The organism is Candidatus Accumulibacter phosphatis (assembly GCF_012939955.1).
In the GTDB taxonomy this organism is placed as follows: Bacteria; Pseudomonadota; Gammaproteobacteria; order Burkholderiales; family Rhodocyclaceae; genus Accumulibacter; species Accumulibacter delftensis.
The window spans coordinates 95,541-109,863 of the sequence record NZ_SPMY01000037.1; the positions used below are offsets into that span (position 1 = coordinate 95,541).

The 14,323-nt window shown below is 62.5% G+C and carries 13 protein-coding genes and 1 pseudogene; 4 read left to right on the forward strand and 10 right to left on the reverse strand.

Annotated elements, in window-relative coordinates:
* Position 1: 1 nt before the first annotated feature.
* A complete protein-coding gene (locus tag E4Q23_RS13580; RefSeq protein ID WP_169067142.1) occupies positions 2 to 2,860 on the reverse strand; it encodes a TrlF family AAA-like ATPase in 2,859 nt (952 codons plus the stop codon).
* Entirely contained in the window at positions 2,857 to 3,048 is a 192-nt protein-coding gene (locus E4Q23_RS13585) for a hypothetical protein (RefSeq protein WP_169067124.1), read from the reverse strand. Before E4Q23_RS13585 ends, E4Q23_RS13580 begins: the two co-directional genes overlap by 4 nt.
* A 358-nt stretch (positions 3,049 to 3,406) precedes the next feature.
* Between E4Q23_RS13585 and E4Q23_RS13590 the strand changes: the two genes are divergently transcribed.
* From E4Q23_RS13590 to E4Q23_RS13600, 3 genes are read left to right on the forward strand one after another with little or no spacing between them, the layout of a single operon-like run.
* On the forward strand, positions 3,407 to 3,868 hold the full coding sequence (locus tag E4Q23_RS13590; protein ID WP_169067125.1) for an NfeD family protein: 462 nt from the start codon (positions 3,407 to 3,409) through the stop codon (positions 3,866 to 3,868).
* Positions 3,869 to 3,876: 8 nt separating this feature from the next.
* A complete protein-coding gene (locus tag E4Q23_RS13595) occupies positions 3,877 to 4,746 on the forward strand; it encodes an SPFH domain-containing protein (RefSeq protein ID WP_169067143.1) in 870 nt (289 codons plus the stop codon).
* A 23-nt stretch (positions 4,747 to 4,769) separates the two neighbouring features.
* A complete protein-coding gene (locus E4Q23_RS13600; RefSeq protein ID WP_169067126.1) occupies positions 4,770 to 4,910 on the forward strand; it encodes a hypothetical protein in 141 nt (46 codons plus the stop codon).
* A gap of 264 nt (positions 4,911 to 5,174) precedes the next feature.
* Here the strand turns inward: E4Q23_RS13600 and E4Q23_RS13605 are convergent, their stop codons facing one another.
* The 4 genes from E4Q23_RS13605 to E4Q23_RS13620 all read right to left on the reverse strand — a co-directional run bounded on the left by E4Q23_RS13605 (position 5,175) and on the right by E4Q23_RS13620 (position 9,056).
* Positions 5,175 to 5,705: a PEP-CTERM sorting domain-containing protein gene (locus E4Q23_RS13605; RefSeq protein WP_169067127.1), complete on the reverse strand. Its 531-nt coding sequence runs from the start codon at positions 5,703 to 5,705 to the stop codon at positions 5,175 to 5,177.
* Positions 5,706 to 5,781: 76 nt separating this feature from the next.
* Positions 5,782 to 6,576 (reverse strand): hypothetical protein, encoded by a 795-nt coding sequence (locus tag E4Q23_RS13610; protein WP_169067128.1) that lies wholly within the window; start codon positions 6,574 to 6,576, stop codon positions 5,782 to 5,784.
* A gap of 868 nt (positions 6,577 to 7,444) precedes the next feature.
* On the reverse strand, positions 7,445 to 8,479 hold the full coding sequence (locus E4Q23_RS13615; protein ID WP_169067129.1) for a phytanoyl-CoA dioxygenase family protein: 1,035 nt from the start codon (positions 8,477 to 8,479) through the stop codon (positions 7,445 to 7,447).
* Between the two features lie 118 nt (positions 8,480 to 8,597).
* On the reverse strand, positions 8,598 to 9,056 hold the full coding sequence (locus E4Q23_RS13620; RefSeq protein ID WP_169067130.1) for an HIT family protein: 459 nt from the start codon (positions 9,054 to 9,056) through the stop codon (positions 8,598 to 8,600).
* A gap of 324 nt (positions 9,057 to 9,380) precedes the next feature.
* On the opposite strand from E4Q23_RS13620, the gene E4Q23_RS13625 reads away from it, so the two are divergent.
* Positions 9,381 to 10,349, forward strand: coding sequence for a patatin-like phospholipase family protein (locus tag E4Q23_RS13625; RefSeq protein ID WP_169067131.1), 969 nt, complete (start codon positions 9,381 to 9,383; stop codon positions 10,347 to 10,349).
* A gap of 23 nt (positions 10,350 to 10,372) precedes the next feature.
* Here the strand turns inward: E4Q23_RS13625 and E4Q23_RS13630 are convergent, their stop codons facing one another.
* The 4 genes and pseudogenes from E4Q23_RS13630 to E4Q23_RS13645 form a co-directional block, all read right to left on the reverse strand.
* Positions 10,373 to 11,284 carry a DMT family transporter gene (locus E4Q23_RS13630; RefSeq protein WP_169067132.1) on the reverse strand — a complete coding sequence of 304 codons (912 nt, stop codon included), beginning with the start codon at positions 11,282 to 11,284 and terminating at the stop codon, positions 10,373 to 10,375.
* Between the two features lie 311 nt (positions 11,285 to 11,595).
* On the reverse strand, positions 11,596 to 13,107 hold the full coding sequence (locus E4Q23_RS13635; protein ID WP_169067133.1) for an NAD(P)H-hydrate dehydratase: 1,512 nt from the start codon (positions 13,105 to 13,107) through the stop codon (positions 11,596 to 11,598).
* A gap of 347 nt (positions 13,108 to 13,454) precedes the next feature.
* A pseudogene (locus E4Q23_RS13640) lies at positions 13,455 to 14,036 on the reverse strand (histone deacetylase family protein); the annotation flags it as partial.
* A 3-nt stretch (positions 14,037 to 14,039) separates the two neighbouring features.
* A partial coding sequence (locus tag E4Q23_RS13645; RefSeq protein ID WP_211203757.1) for a transposase occupies positions 14,040 to 14,323 on the reverse strand: 284 nt, incomplete at its 5' end.

Here is a 14,323-nt window from a genome sequence, read left to right on the forward strand (position 1 = left end):
GCTAGATCTCTCTTCCCAGGCGTTGGTAGCGACGTTCGAACGCATCTTTGCCTCCTTCCATTACCTTGCAGACCTCATCACGTACGGCCCGATCCTGCAATGAACCGCTTTGCATCCTCTTGACGTGGCACTGCTTGTTGAAATCAAGAACGTAGATCATCTCCGCATCGCCATTGACCACGATATTCGGGTTGTGGGTGACGATGATCAGTTGCCGACGTTGCTTGTTGGCACGAATCTGCTGGACGACCAGGTCGTAAATGAGGTGATTGTCCAGATCGTCTTCGGGTTGATCGAGAACCAGCGGCTCATCGCCGTGGGCGAGCAGGAACGCCAGCATGGCAGCAGCTCGTTGTCCCGCCGATGCCTGGCCGATGGACTGGAAGTCCCGACCATCCCCCTTGCGACTGTAGTCCACCTGTAAGCCGTCCTCGGGGAACCAGCACGCGATGTGATCAACAAACTCGGGGCGCTTCCCGGCCTCACCCGCGAGGTATTTGTTGAACCGGGCTCCAAACTCGTTTGAGCCATCGCACGCTCTTTCCAGACGTTCCTGAAGCCGCCGGATGCTTGCTTCGAATTGAGGCCTGTCAGGGCCACTTGCTTCTTCAACCAGAACCACGCTACGCAATAAATCGGCAACCAGGCCTTGGGCTTGTCCATCGCCCGGAGCTTCAACGTAGACATCCTCCTTGAACCTGTTGTCCGGAGTACCCAACAGTTCACGCAGCGAGCGCTCTATCGTCTGGGCGTCACGACCATAGGGGACCAAGTCCATCCGCACGAAATGATTGCTCGCCAATGTTTGCCGCAAGAACTCAGCTCTCTTGTTGCTCATCGCGCGCCGGGCTTGCTGGACATTTTCGAGCTCGGCCGTGGCTCGCAGCCTCTGCTGATCGAACTGCTTCTGTAAGGCATCGAGGCGCTTGCCTTCAAGCTCAACGCTTTGCTTTTCCTGGACAAGGCGCCCGTACTCGCTTGGGTCGTTCACCCCCTGTGCCTGCAGGCCGGTTTTCAGCACTTGATAGGCAACTCCTGCAGCGTCCACCTTGCTCTGCCAAACACTGTCTGCAAACTGTGCGCGCAGGGTCGAGCTTCGTTGGGCAAGAAGCGCGGCAATCTCCACCACCTGAGCACGCGCTTGTGCGATCGCCCGTGCAACACTCTGCACCGTCAGCAAAGCGTCGCCGTCTTCATCCGGGTCGAACAGGCCGTCAGGCAGATCTTCTGCGAGTAGGTCGTCGGCCAAGGCACGCAAGCGGGCAGCAAGCTCTGCGGCGCCAGCGAACTGTCTGTCCAACTCTCTCGTCTGGCGGCTGCTGCGCTGGTATGCTCTGAGAACCTGGGCATGGTGGGCAGCTTCGAAGCGCGCCAGCTTCCGCTGTACGTCCTGCAGGCTGAGATTGAGCGCTTCGCGCCCCTTCAACTTGCCGTCCAGCTCACGCTGTCGAGCGCGCGTGGCAAGAAAGCTTCGTTTGGCTTCCGCGAAGGCGGCTTGCTCGGTAGTCATCCCCGCGGCCTCGTCAATTACTTTCAGCAGAGCTTCCTGATTTTCCGCCAATGCGGCAATCTGTCCCTGACTGAACAGTCGCAACCGGAAGCGCTGCGCCGTAATGACTTGGCTGCTGGCCGTCTTCCACTGACTCGTGCCATCGTCCCATTCTTCAACAACAGAAGCTTGCTCATCCTGTGACCACAGCAAGCGATGACGAATACCGTCCCGGCTCACGATCAGTTCAATCCGCGTATCAGTGCGCAATCCCCCCTGCTCGCTCGGATTCTTGGCGACTTTGTTGAAACGTGCAAAGGTTTCTCTCGCTTCACTACCTTGCGCCGGCTCATGTTCACGTCGATACGCCAGCCGCAAAGCATGGATAACGGTGGATTTTCCCGTACCACGCCCACCAACCAAGGCATTAAAGCAAGGATTGAATTTGAGTTGCTCGCCGCCATTCTGGCGCCCCATCCAGCGAGCGTCAGCAATTCGAATAGACTCGATGAAGTGCTCGGGCCTCTCGAACGCAGAAAAAGGCTCAGCATCGTCGCTACGCCGTATTGAAACGTCTTGCCCATCAAGCAAGGCGAGTCGCAGCCCCTCCAGCGAGGGACGAGCCATTTTGATCCAGGTATAGCGCGAGCCAGGAACCGCCGTACCCTGGAAGGTATGGCAGTCCGAACCGACGACTTCAGCCCACTTCAACTTCGCTTGACTATACGACGACGGCTTTGAGGCCGCCGGGTTGACTACCTCCATGCACAGCACGCGGGCGTTACCGAGCACCTGCTGCAGAGTGGGGTGGTCAATGACCGACTTAAGCGAGTCTGTTGCCTGGAGTTGCAGCAGCCCCTTGCTTCCATCTGCATGAGCCGGGATCGGAAGGGCACCCGCTTCCAGCACTGCGTGCACGACGTCCGTCGCGCTCCGGCGCGTTACACCATCGCTAGCACCCTTGGTGCCGCTGTAGTCGACCCGCCCCAACAGAGAGTCAATTTCGCTGGTCGTGGCATTGGTTTCGAATATTGCCAGCAAATGAAAGCCACCATTGACGGAAATCTCCACGCCTGGAAACAAATACAGTTCACGAAAGCCCGGAGGTGGACGGTCCTGCATAGCGCCATAGGCAGCCTTCAACTTGTCGATCCATGCGCCACTGTTGTGGTCCGTAATCGCAACGCAATCAATTTCGGCGGCCATGTACTCGAGCAGCCATTGCTCCGGCATGAGCTCATCGGAGGTACCGATGGCTTGCTGCCAAGCCGCTGTGTCTTTGGAGGCCGGCGTGTGGGTATGGAAGTCGAACTTCCACCAACGCGCGCCAGGATAGTTCCAACTGGCTTCTTTTTTTTTCCGACATGTCAGGCTTCTCCGTTCGAAGGCGCGCGCGCGCGCAGCTCTGCCCGCAGGCCATGCCGGTCAGCATAATCAAGAATCAGCACCTCGACCATCGAGGCGATGGAGCGTCGTTCCCGCTCAGCAGCGACGCGAAGCAGTTGCTTGACCTCGGCAGAGGTCCGAATTGAGAGGGTTTCGTCTTTCAAGCGTGACATCTTGGCGTCCCATCTGAGGATGTGCTGCCAATGTACTGCCTTTTGCAGACACCAACCAGGGTTTTCCCACGGCAGGCAACTAAGCTGCCAGCGCCGTAAACTGCGATCACTGTCCGGAGAAAGCGCACCTCGTTCCGCGACGTCAAACGACCGCAGTGCGTAGTTCGGACCCGTGCAATCCCCTTGAACCCGCCGGACGGACATCCGCACACGGTGCCCGACTTGCCAGCCATCCCGTTCTGGCGTCTAATCCACAGGCTTCGCCGCGCGCGCGATCGACGCTTGCCAACGCCGCGCGCGCGCGCTGCCGGGCTCAATCGTGGCGGTGTACGCGGGCGAATTGACAGAGGAACACGACATGTTTGCGCCGGAATGGTGGCACTGGCTGGTACTCGGACTGCTCCTGACGATGGCCGAACTCGCCATTGTCTCGTTTTTCGTGGTCTGGTTCGGGATCGCAGCGGCCCTGGTCGGCTTGATCCTGCTGGCCGCGCCAGCCCTGGCGCTACCGCCCCCCGCGCTGCCGACCCAGCTCCTCCTCTGGGCGGGCCTCTCGGCCATGCTCGTGGGAATCTGGTTTCGCTACCTGCGGCCACGAACGATGACCACGGTCGGCACTTCGGCGGCAACGGTGGCCGGCGAAGTCGGCATCCTGGTCGCCGCCCTGACCCCCGATAGCCGCGGCCAGGTGCGTTTCCAGAAGCCGATCCTCGGCGCCGATGTCTGGGAGGCGTATTCCGACACGGCAATCGCCGCTGGCGAAAGAGTTCGCGTCGTCGCCGTCAACGGCAGCTATATCAAAGTGGAGAAAGCAAGATGAGCAATCTGATGAACGGCATGACCATCGTATCCCTGGTCATCCTCCTGTTCGTCGTGGTGACCGTCGCCAACGGCGTACGCATCATTCCCCAGGGCGAAGAGTGGATCGTGCAGCGCCTCGGCAAATACCGCACGACGCTGCTCCCCGGGCTGCGCTTCATCATTCCCTACGTTGACAACATCTCTTACAAGGTGACCACCAAGGACATCATTCTCGATGTCCAGGAGCAGGAGGTGATTACCCGCGACAACGCGGTGATCGTGGTCAATGCGATCTCCTTCATCAAGGTCACCGACCCGGTGAAAGCGGTTTACGGTGTCGAGGATTATTCCGAAGCGATTCGCAACATGATCATGACCACGCTGCGTTCGATCGTCGGCGACATGGAACTCGACGAAGCGCTGTCCTCACGCGACATGATCAAGGCACGCCTGAAGGCCGGCGTCGCCGACGAGGCGCTGGACTGGGGACTGACCGTCAAGTCGGTCGAGATCCAGGACATCAAGCCCTCGCAATCGATGCAGCGGGCGATGGAACTGCAGGCGTCGGCCGAACGCGAGCGCAAGGCGATGGTCACCCGTGCCGAAGGCGAAAAGCAGTCGATGATCCTCAGCGCCGAAGCGCGCCTGGAATCGGCCAAGCGTGACGCCGTGGCACAGATCACCCTTGCCGAAGCGTCGGCGCAGGCGATCAAGAAAGTCAACGCCGCCTTTGGCGACAACGAACTGCCGATGCTCTACCTGCTCGGCGAGAAGTACATCACCAGCATCACCAAGCTCGCCGAATCCGAGAACGCCAAAGTCGTGCTCCTGCCCGCCGATCTGCAAAGTACGCTGCGCGGCCTCTTCCAGCGCGTCAACAAGACCGGACAAGCCTGATTTGTTCCCCAAGGAGTGATGTCATGAGCGCAGGCTGGATCGTTTTTGGAATCTGTGTGGTATTCGTTATCGGCGGCGCGCTGCCGCTGATCAGCAAACGTGGCGCCAACACGCCGCCCTTGCCGCGCAAGGAGACGCTGCGCGACTGGCGCAACGAAAAGTAGCGTAGAGCTCGCGCGTCTTTCTTTGGGGGAAAGTCGCATCCGCGCCTGAGCATTCCCCCTTTTGGCTATGCGAGTTCCGGGAAAGAGACGGGGAACCTGGCGAACATAGGCGCAAAGGCAGGGTGAAGCAGCGGAACAGGCATTCGCTCGCCAGACGAGCCGCCAGAAATCGCTTTGCGGGCTGCCGGCCGCGACAAGCTTCTCACCCGCCGACGGAAAACGGAGAACCCCGCCGAAGCGGGGTCGCGGTTGGCTTGAAAACTGCTATTGCTTGCGCCGGCGCCAGACCAGCCCGGCGGCAGCGATTCCCAGCAGCGCCAGCGTTCCGGGTTGGGGAATCCGGGTAACATATACACCGGCCATGCTCGCGTCTTCGTTGGCCATGCTCGCCGAGATCCCCAGCCAGCCATTGCGGAAGCCATCGCGTTCGATTCCAAGCGCGGTGATCGGCATACCCGCCGCGTCCGCGTCGATCAAGCTTCCGTCTTCACCTTTTTCGGCAAGGGTCAGCAGCGGCTCGGAAAGGGCCTTCGCCAAATACAGGCCAAAACTGTCTCCCTTGCTGCCTTTGAATGCTACCATGCCGTCGTCGCCTGCGACAAACGAGGTGGACCGCCAGCGTGCCAGCTCCTCCGCATCTTCATCGCCGCCGCCAGTGCCGGGTGGGCGACCGGTAAAGCCCCAGTAGACAAAATCGGTGAACCCGTCGCTACCCCAGGTGCTGGCGACAAGGTCAAGAGATCCGTCCAGCGCATCGGCCAAATAGATCCCTTGATAGGTGGGCACGTTCGTCATGAAGCCACTCGGGTGCTGTTGGTTGCAATAGTCAATGACACTCTGGTTGCCATCGACCGGACAGGTCAGAGTCAAGTCAGTGAGCGCGCTGCCTACGCCCCCCCCAGAATGCGGTGAAGCGCCCGTCGAACGACAAGGCTTCGCCAAGACGCGTGAAGCGGTTATCTGTATTGACAGTGAAGCCTGGTGCCACAGCACCGATGCCGATAATCTTCGTAAGTGCAGGGTTGTTGTTGGTCAGCAGCGGTGCCTTGTAGATGCCACCCTTGCTCGGATTGTCCTCGTTGTCCACGGCGAGAAAAACGACCTGGCCATTTGCCGCGGTTGGTGGTGCGGTAGATCCGCCAGTGAAATCGGTCCCTGCCGTCGTGTTGTCGGCGATACGATACATTGCACTGTTGGCGTCTGCGGCATCTGTCCAATAGACGCCGGTACCTCCGGTGAAATTGCCTTTGAAGGCGATTTTGCTACCGTCGGCGACCGTTGGCGAGCCTGGAAACTGGTCAAACTTGGTACCCGCTGGCTGTCCGGGGACGAGATAGCGCTCGAAGCCCGGCTGATTGCCGAAGTTGCTGACCCCCGAGAGCAGCGTGCCACCGGGATTGGTGTAGATCGCGGCCGTACCGACGCTGGTCTTGTCGCCGCTGCTGTCGGTCGTGATTTCCATAACCGGTGGCGTCTGGCCGCGCGTCGCGACGGTGTTCGATCCTTGATCGATTCTGGGGATGGCCGGGAATTCGTTGAAGGTCGCGCCGGTTGGAGCGTAAGTGTAGCCGGCTTGTGGCACGTACGCCGGCAAGGGCGCAACGGTAGTACGCGTGGCAATAACATTGAGCGGGTTGCCAGGACCCGACATATCACGGGTCAGCACTCCGGTTGACGGCTCTCCCCCTGGTTGTCCGCCTTGCGTGCGGCCGCGAAACACAACCAGGCCGGCGTCGTTGACCGAAGGCTGGTTATAACTGTTAAAGGTTCGCGTATCATCTGGAAAGGTGACCGTGTTGTTGACCACCGTCTGCCAGCTGATCGGACCAGCGATCGCGGTTGGTGCGGAAACAAGCCCCCCCTGCGATTAGCGCGGAAGCCATGGCACACATGGAAAATCCTGTGCTACCTCGTTTCTTTTTTCACTGATGCTTACTCCCCATAAGAACTTTTGTTCCACATGATTGAGATCCGCCGCGCTCACGGCAAAATTCGGGAAGGCGCTGGCGCTTTAGCAGAGAAAGATGAGCTGCCCGGCAGATCACCTTTCTCTAAACATGGTTAAGCAATATCCGCGCCACAGTTTATTTGTTTTACTTAACAGCCACATATGAATTTTGCTCATCTTTTTTTCCATGGGACTGTAAAGAAATTCGACACCGCCTTGGCGTCAACGCGCGAGACACCACGTCCGTGCAGGGGTCAGGACACGGCACCGATGGTCGAAAGAAAGATCACGACGATGACGACAGGCCTGTCGTTACGGCAGCACGGCGAGGCGCAATCGCGGCATTGATCCGTGCCAGCGGCAGCACTCGCGCGTGACGGGGCTTGACCGCTCGGTCGGTGCCCCAATTGATCGTATGGCGCGACGTACGCCGTTTGATGCCGCTCAACGAGACGACTTGCGAAATGGAGAACAGGAGGCCGCCGTCCCCTCCCGGTTCCCAGAGATGGCATGCGCGAGTCAGCGTCAGGAGGGGAAAAGCGCCGGCAACTGAACAGCAGGCGCCGCTCAGCCCGACGTGAAAAACTCAGCCCACGCTGGCACTGTCCATCCGCCGCGCCGAGACCACCGGCCAACCCTTGCCGCCCAGCTTGAGGCGCCCCGCGAGCTCCTCCGCCTGATCGACCAGGTTCGTCCGCCGCGAACGGATTCCCGGCCAGGCCAGGGGGTCAAGCCCAAAACCGAGGCCATAGGGATTGCCGCGCAAGGTCCCATAGATTTCCATGCGCAGCGTCGGGCGCAGCGACGGCGTGCGCGCATGAAAACCATGGGTATCGGCAACGACCAGCGTATTGGCGGGTACAACGACCTTCAGCGCCGGCCCGAGGCCAAGCCGTCCGAGGTCCTCAGGCGGCATGCGAAACGAGCCGCGCGCGTGATATACGTTCTCCGAATGCGCCGCTTTTAGCGACTCCTCGTACTCCCAGGCGCGCATGGCATCGGTCAGGCGATGCGATCCGGGCACGTAGGAAAAAGGGCCGTCATCCTCGCCGACATCCTGCAGGAAGAGCCAGGCCTTGGCGATGGCATGGAAGGTATCGCGGTGCAGCACGGTCTGCGGATCCTGGTTGCCGCGGGCGGGATCGACGATGATCGTCTGCAGATACAGCAGCGGGACCGCGTCGTGGGCGCCGACATAACGCATCAGTTGATCGATGCGCGGATCGTTGGCCGCCGCCACACAAGCGGGCAAATTTGCCGCATCGACGCTATCGAGTGCGACCCGGCGGGTGACCGCAGGCCCCTGCCGCATCTCGCGTGCCGCGGCGACATGCGCCGGCGCCTCGGCCTGTAGCCGCGCAAACAGCTCGGCCGGCAGGAAGTCGCGCTTGACCACGAAGCCGTCACGCGCGTAGGCATCGCGCTCCTCGGCGGCCAGCACTTTTCCCAGCTGTCGGCGCCGCGCCCAGGCGCTACGGTCGGCCAAGTCCACACGCTGCCGGTGCAGCCCCCGTTCGTTGAGCCAGTGCGAGCCGATCAGCGGATTGGCAACGAAGGACTTGGTCTTGCCCGCCAGGGCCAGCGCGTGCAGCGGCAGCTTCAGGAGGTCGAGCGCTCGCATCAGCGACTCCCTGGCCGCAAGGCCCGCGGCGCGGCAGGCCGCCCAACACGGCCGTCGCACAAGCACAGCCAGCGTTGATCGCTCCCGGCTCTCCGCAGCGGAGCGGTCCGCCGACCGGCTAGCTGGCGCATGCCAGGCCGACCGCTTCCCGGATCGCCGACAGGACGCCCTCCTCCCCGGAGTGCTGGCTGACCGACAAGGCCGGCACCGCCGGCCAGCCGCTGTCAACCCATTCCAGCCCGGCAAACTGGCGTACGCCCTGGTATCGAGGGATGACGTGGAAGTGCACCTGCTTGTCGACCATCATCAGCATCAGGTAATTGATGACGTCGTAGTCGAAGACACATTTGAGCGCCCTTTCCAGCTGCGCGACGAGCACCGCCAACTCGGCCATTTCCGCGCCGCTGACGTCCGAGAAACTGGCCGCGTAGCGATTCAGGGACAAGATCCCGGCGCCCACTGTCGCCTGCGCCGGCCTGAGCGACCACGACCAGGCCGGCGTGCTCGCGATGAGCAGTTCCTCAACGCGAAACTTGGCGCGAAAATCGGCCAGCAGCTGCGCTTCATCCAGGTCCATGTCTGTTCTCCAACCGAGTCGAAAGAAAAGGCGCCCGTGTGCAAGTTCAACAAGGTCTGACTTCGCTCGTCCCGCCGTCACCCCGACCAGCGCCGTATTTTTCGGACGGTAGCACAAAAAGAACCTTTCCGACGACCGTCCCTGACTTCGCAGCAGCGGGCTCAGGCCGCGGGCTCAGGCCGCGTGTGGACTGCCCCCTCGCCGGCCCTTGCCCCCACTCGCGCCACTCGCGCCACTCCCATCACTCCCGTCCGCGCAACTGTGGCACAGTCGACCACGCGGCTGGCACTCGCTGGCACGCCACAAATAGAGGGGGATAAAAAGATGACCAGATACGGTTTCGTCGCCTCGGGCGGCGGTTATCGGAGCTTCTACACCGAAGGCGTGCTGGTGTGGCTGAAGAGAAACGAGGTGCCGGTGGTGCACATCACGTCGACCAGCTCGGGCAACAACATCGTCGTCGACTACCTGCTCTGGAACGTGCAAAGCGAGGAACTGCCGCCGGTGCTGACGCGCACGACGCGAATGAGCGCGAGCGACGTTTTCCATATCTTTTCCAACTTCCTCGGACTGCGTCCGCAGTTGCTGCCCACCGGCACGCACCTGTTCACGGTCAACAAGGACAAGTGCCGTAAATCGCTGCTCCTCGACGAGCCCGAACGACGAGCCCTGCTCGCCGAACATCTCGGAAGCGTGCGCTGGGACATCCGCGCGACCAACCTCAGCAAGCGGCAGGGGCACTTCTTCAAGGTCAACGAGATCCTGAAAACTGTCGACGACGCCAGTCTGGATGTCTTCATGGACGCCTTCCTCGCCGGCATCACCACCATCCCCTACTTCAAGGCGATCACCATCGACGGCGACTACTTCATTGAAGGCGGTTACCTGGACAACACGCCGCTGCGCACGCTGTTCGAAGACGACCAGGTCGACGAAATCATCGCCGTCGACTTCACCGACTACGACTATCACCGCGAACTCGACAAACTCTACAACGCGAGCACTTTCAGCCTGCCATTCACCAGCATCGATACCCATCTGCTGGTCAGCGACATGCAGCTCTCCTTGCCCAACGCCCGGGTATTCACGCAGGCCAGGCTGGTCAATGACATGCTCAAGGCGATGGGCAAGAAGAGCGTCGACATCGACGGCAAGCGCTACTACGCCAAACCCATCCATGTGCTGCGCCCGAAAGACCTCGAAAGCATGACCATTTCCCTGCAGGACAGCAGCGCCCAGAAGCGCTACTTCGAGCTCGGCCAGGAGGAAGCGGCGACGCTGTTTTCGGGCTGACGGGATAAGCGGCTGAGAACTACTCAGCGCCGCCAGCGAATCGCCAGGCTGAGTCCCGAGGCGCCGATTATCAGCATGCCGACGACGGTCAACAGGTCCGGAAAGTGGTCGAAGACCAGCCAGCCGAGCAGAGTCGCCCAGACCAGCTGGGTATAGATCAACGGCGCGAGCAGCGAGGCCGAAGTCGCGTGGAAAGCGCGGATCAGCAGGAAGTGGCCGATGCCGCCATAGAGGCCGAGCGAGATGATCAGCAGGCTCTGCAGCGGCGTCGGCCAGCTTCCATCCCAATAGACCGGCAGCACGGGCAGCATGGCCAACGTGCCGAGCAGCGCAGTGTAGAACAGCAGGCGCATCGGATGCTCGGTGGCGGCGAGCTTGCGGGTCAGGATCTGGTAGGCGGCATAGCTCAGCGCCGCACCCAGCGCGTAAGCGACGCCCGGGCCGAACAGGCTGCCGCCGGGCCGGGCGATGAGCAGCACGCCAACGAAGCCGGCGATGGTCGCCAGCCAGGTCCGCAAGCGCACCGTCTCGCCAAGCAGCGGCGCCGCGAGCAGGGCCACCAGCAGCGGTGCGACGAAGACCAGGGCCGTCGTTTCGGCCAGAGGCAGTGTCTTCAGCGCCAGTTGACCGAGCAGAGTGACGGCAACCAGCGTCAGGCCACGCAGGCTCATCAGCCACGGCCGCTCGGTGACGATCAGGCGGCGCCCCATGCTTGGCGCGACAGCGAACAGCATGATCACCAGGTGCACCAGGTAGCGCGCCCAGACCAGCAGGGGCACGGCGAAAAGGGCACTGAGATGTTTGGCGGTCGCGTCGAGCGCGGCAAAAAGGAGTAATGCGGTCAGGAACAGCAGGGCCGCGTGCAGGCGCAGCGGCGCGCCGTCCGAGTTGGCCAGGCTCGCCTGGTCAAGCTGAACATCCTGGCTAACGGCCATTGCAGTTGCGGCCGCCCCGGATCATGAAGGTCATGACCGCCCCCCTCTCACTTGCCGTGCGCATTCCGGCTTGCACGCCGGAATCGTTCGCCGGGCAGGGAGCAAGCTCCCTGAATTCCCCGCCTAACCCTGACCCTTCTCCCGCAAGCGGAGAAGGGAGTTTCGTGAGTCGCTGGCGCGACTTTCACATTAACGGTCATGACACGTGGAGACACCCCAAATCATGAAAGTCATGACCGTTTCCCTCTTCCCCTGCCCCTTCTCCCGCAAGGGAGAAGGGAGTTTCGTGAGTCGCTGGCGCGACTTTCACATTAACGGCCATGCGCGATCCAGTGGTTGAGACACAGGCGGGCGCTAGTGATGATCTCGCTGGCGGTCAGCCCAACCGGCCCGCAGCCACTGGCAACCCTTTCCTCGGCGGCGGCGCCGTGCAGGTGTACGCCCGCCAGCGAGGCCTCCAGCGCCGGCCAGCCCTGCGCGAGTAGCGCGACGATCATGCCGCTGAGAACGTCACCGGTGCCCGCGCTGGCCAGCGCCGGGTGGCCGGTGGTGTTCACGAACCAGCGCCCGTCAGGCGCGGCAACAATCGTCCCGCAGCCCTTCAAGACCAGCACGGCGTGGTAACGGCTGGCGAGTTCGAGCGCCGCGCCGGCACGGTCGGCCTGCACCTCTGCCGTGTCGCGGGCGAGCAGGCGCGCGGCCTCGGTCGGATGCGGCGTGAGCAGCGTCGCGACGCCGCGCTGCGCCCGCTCGCTCAGCGCTTCCTGCAGGCGCTCGTCGCTGGCCAACAGGTTCAGCGCGTCGGCGTCGAGCAGCAGCGGCAGCTCCAGGGCGCAGGCGCGCAGCAGCAGCGCGCGCGCTTCCTCGCTGCCACCCATTCCCGGGCCGCAGGCGAGCGCGCTCAGCGCCGTGCCCAGCAGTGCCTCGGGGCGGCGCAACATCAGCTCCGGCTGCAGCGGATCGAAGGTCGGCGCCTGCGCATCGAGCAGGCCGAGATAAACGCGACCGCTGCCCAGCTTCAGCGCCGCGCGTCCGGCGAGAAAAACCGCCCCGACCATGCTGCTCGCACCGCCGAGCACGCCAGCGCTGCCGAAGCTGCCCTTGTGGGTGTTCTTGGCGCGTGGGCGCAGCCAGGCGGCAAACAGATCGCTGCCGATGGTGCGCGCACTGGGCGGCGCCAGGCGCTCGGCATGCAGGTCGAGCGCGGCATGGGTGATGCTGCCGCAGTATTCCGGGCCGTCACCAGTGAGCAGACCCGGTTTCCCGGCGATGAAGGTGATGGTGTGGCTGGCGCGAATCGTCTCGCCACAGCGCTGGCCGGTATCGGCATCGAGGCCGCTCGGACAGTCGAGCGCCAGCAAGGGACAATGGTGGTGCAGCGCGAGGGTATTGGCGGCCTGAACCAGCTCGGCGTAGCGACCAGCGATCGCCCGCTGCAGGCCGATGCCGAACAGGCCATCAATGATCAGCGACCAGCGCGAGCCGGAGGGGATGGCCTGCAGCGTCGTGCCGCCATCGGCGTCGAAATGCCGATACGCGGCGGCGGCATCTTTCGGCAAACGGCTGATCTCACCGACAAAAACAACGCTCACCGCGAAGCCGCGCAGGCGCAGATGGCGAGCAGCGACGAAAGCATCGCCGCCATTGTTGCCGGGTCCGGCGAGCACCAGCACCGCGCCACCTTCGAGACGCGAGAGCGAAATAGCCAGGTCGGCGGCAGCCTCGCCGGCACGTTCCATCAGTGGTTGCGCGGCGGCCGCCGCCTCGATACGCCGCAAGTCGGCGGCGCGATAAAGCGCTTCGGATCGGATCGGAGTGGTCATTGCCGGATACTAGTGTAGTGTTGCACGCAGTATGGAACCTGTAAATTCCCGCTACCCTGTGGGTTTCGCGCCGCTGTCATGCTTGCTGAAGGCCGCGTCGGGAATGGTGAATGGTGGATGGTGAATGGTGAACGCGGCACCACACCAACCCCCGCGTCATTGCGAGGAGGCGCAGCCGACGCGGCAATCCAGTTCCATCCTCTCACTATGTCCCGCCGCATCGACACATTGACATCGTGACCACACGAAAAGCCAAACCTCTGGACTGCCGCGTCGGCTGCGCCTCCTCGCAATGACAGAGGGTGGTAGATGCTTGCCGAACGTCTCATCAAGAACGCAACACTACACTAGCCCAGAAGAGGATTGAAAATTTGCCGCGCCGTGAGCACCGTTCGGCAGTGGATGCTGACCGTGTCGTCGATGTCGCGCGCGTAGCCGCCGGCCATGCTGATGGCCACCGGGACGGCCCGCTGGCGGCAGGCAGCGAGCACCATCTCGTCGCGCGCCGCGAGGCCAGCGAAGCTCAGCGCCAGGCGCCCGAGTCGATCGTCGTGGTAAGGATCGGCGCCCGCCAGGTAGATCACCAGTTCGGGCCGGGCCAGCGTGAAGACGCGTTCGAGCGCCACCGCCAGTTGCTGCAGATACGGCGCATCGCCGCTCGCGTCGGGCAATTCGATGTCCAGGTCGCTGCTCGCTTTGCGGACAGGAAAATTGCGCGCGCCGTGCATCGAAAAAGTGAAGATCGCCTCGTCATCGGCGCAGATGCTCGCCGTGCCGTTACCCTGATGGACGTCGAGGTCGATCACCGCGACGCGCTGCAGCAGACCCTCGGCCTGCAGCACACGAGCAGCCACCGCGGTGTCGTTGAAGACGCAGAAACCCTCGCCGTGGGCGGCATGCGCATGGTGCGTCCCACCCGCCAGATTGAGGGTTTAGGTCGTTTCCTGTGGAACGGGCAAGAACGGGGCGAAGGGCGAGGCGGGCAAATGAGTGAGCTTCCCAGCGATAAGGTAGGCCATGGCGATGAAGTTTTCGACGCGGCGATAGCCGCGCGCCCGTGCGCGCGCCTCCTGGAGCGATCGATTCATCGCTTCGACGCGGCCGTTGTGTTTGCCGGCGTTAAAACCGTTGAGTACGCCAGGAAGATGCTTGCTGATCGTCCTGCCGAGGCGCTTGAATGGTTCGAGTCGGCAGCGGCTGGCCCAGCTGAGCCAGC

Excerpts from the sequence above, each read along its gene's own strand:
- E4Q23_RS13590 (WP_169067125.1), top strand. The coding sequence starts at position 3,407 with ATGTTTGCGCCGGAATGGTGGCACTGGCTGGTACTCGGACTGCTCCTG.
- E4Q23_RS13600 (WP_169067126.1), top strand. The coding sequence starts at position 4,770 with ATGAGCGCAGGCTGGATCGTTTTTGGAATCTGTGTGGTATTCGTTATC.
- E4Q23_RS13585 (WP_169067124.1), bottom strand. The coding sequence starts at position 3,048 with ATGTCACGCTTGAAAGACGAAACCCTCTCAATTCGGACCTCTGCCGAG.
- E4Q23_RS13615 (WP_169067129.1), bottom strand. The coding sequence starts at position 8,479 with ATGCGAGCGCTCGACCTCCTGAAGCTGCCGCTGCACGCGCTGGCCCTG.
- E4Q23_RS13635 (WP_169067133.1), bottom strand. The coding sequence starts at position 13,107 with ATGACCACTCCGATCCGATCCGAAGCGCTTTATCGCGCCGCCGACTTG.
- E4Q23_RS13620 (WP_169067130.1), bottom strand. The coding sequence starts at position 9,056 with ATGGACCTGGATGAAGCGCAGCTGCTGGCCGATTTTCGCGCCAAGTTT.
- E4Q23_RS13630 (WP_169067132.1), bottom strand. The coding sequence starts at position 11,284 with ATGGCCGTTAGCCAGGATGTTCAGCTTGACCAGGCGAGCCTGGCCAAC.
- E4Q23_RS13595 (WP_169067143.1), top strand. The coding sequence starts at position 3,877 with ATGAACGGCATGACCATCGTATCCCTGGTCATCCTCCTGTTCGTCGTG.
- E4Q23_RS13625 (WP_169067131.1), top strand. The coding sequence starts at position 9,381 with ATGACCAGATACGGTTTCGTCGCCTCGGGCGGCGGTTATCGGAGCTTC.
- E4Q23_RS13605 (WP_169067127.1), bottom strand. The coding sequence starts at position 5,705 with ATGACGAACGTGCCCACCTATCAAGGGATCTATTTGGCCGATGCGCTG.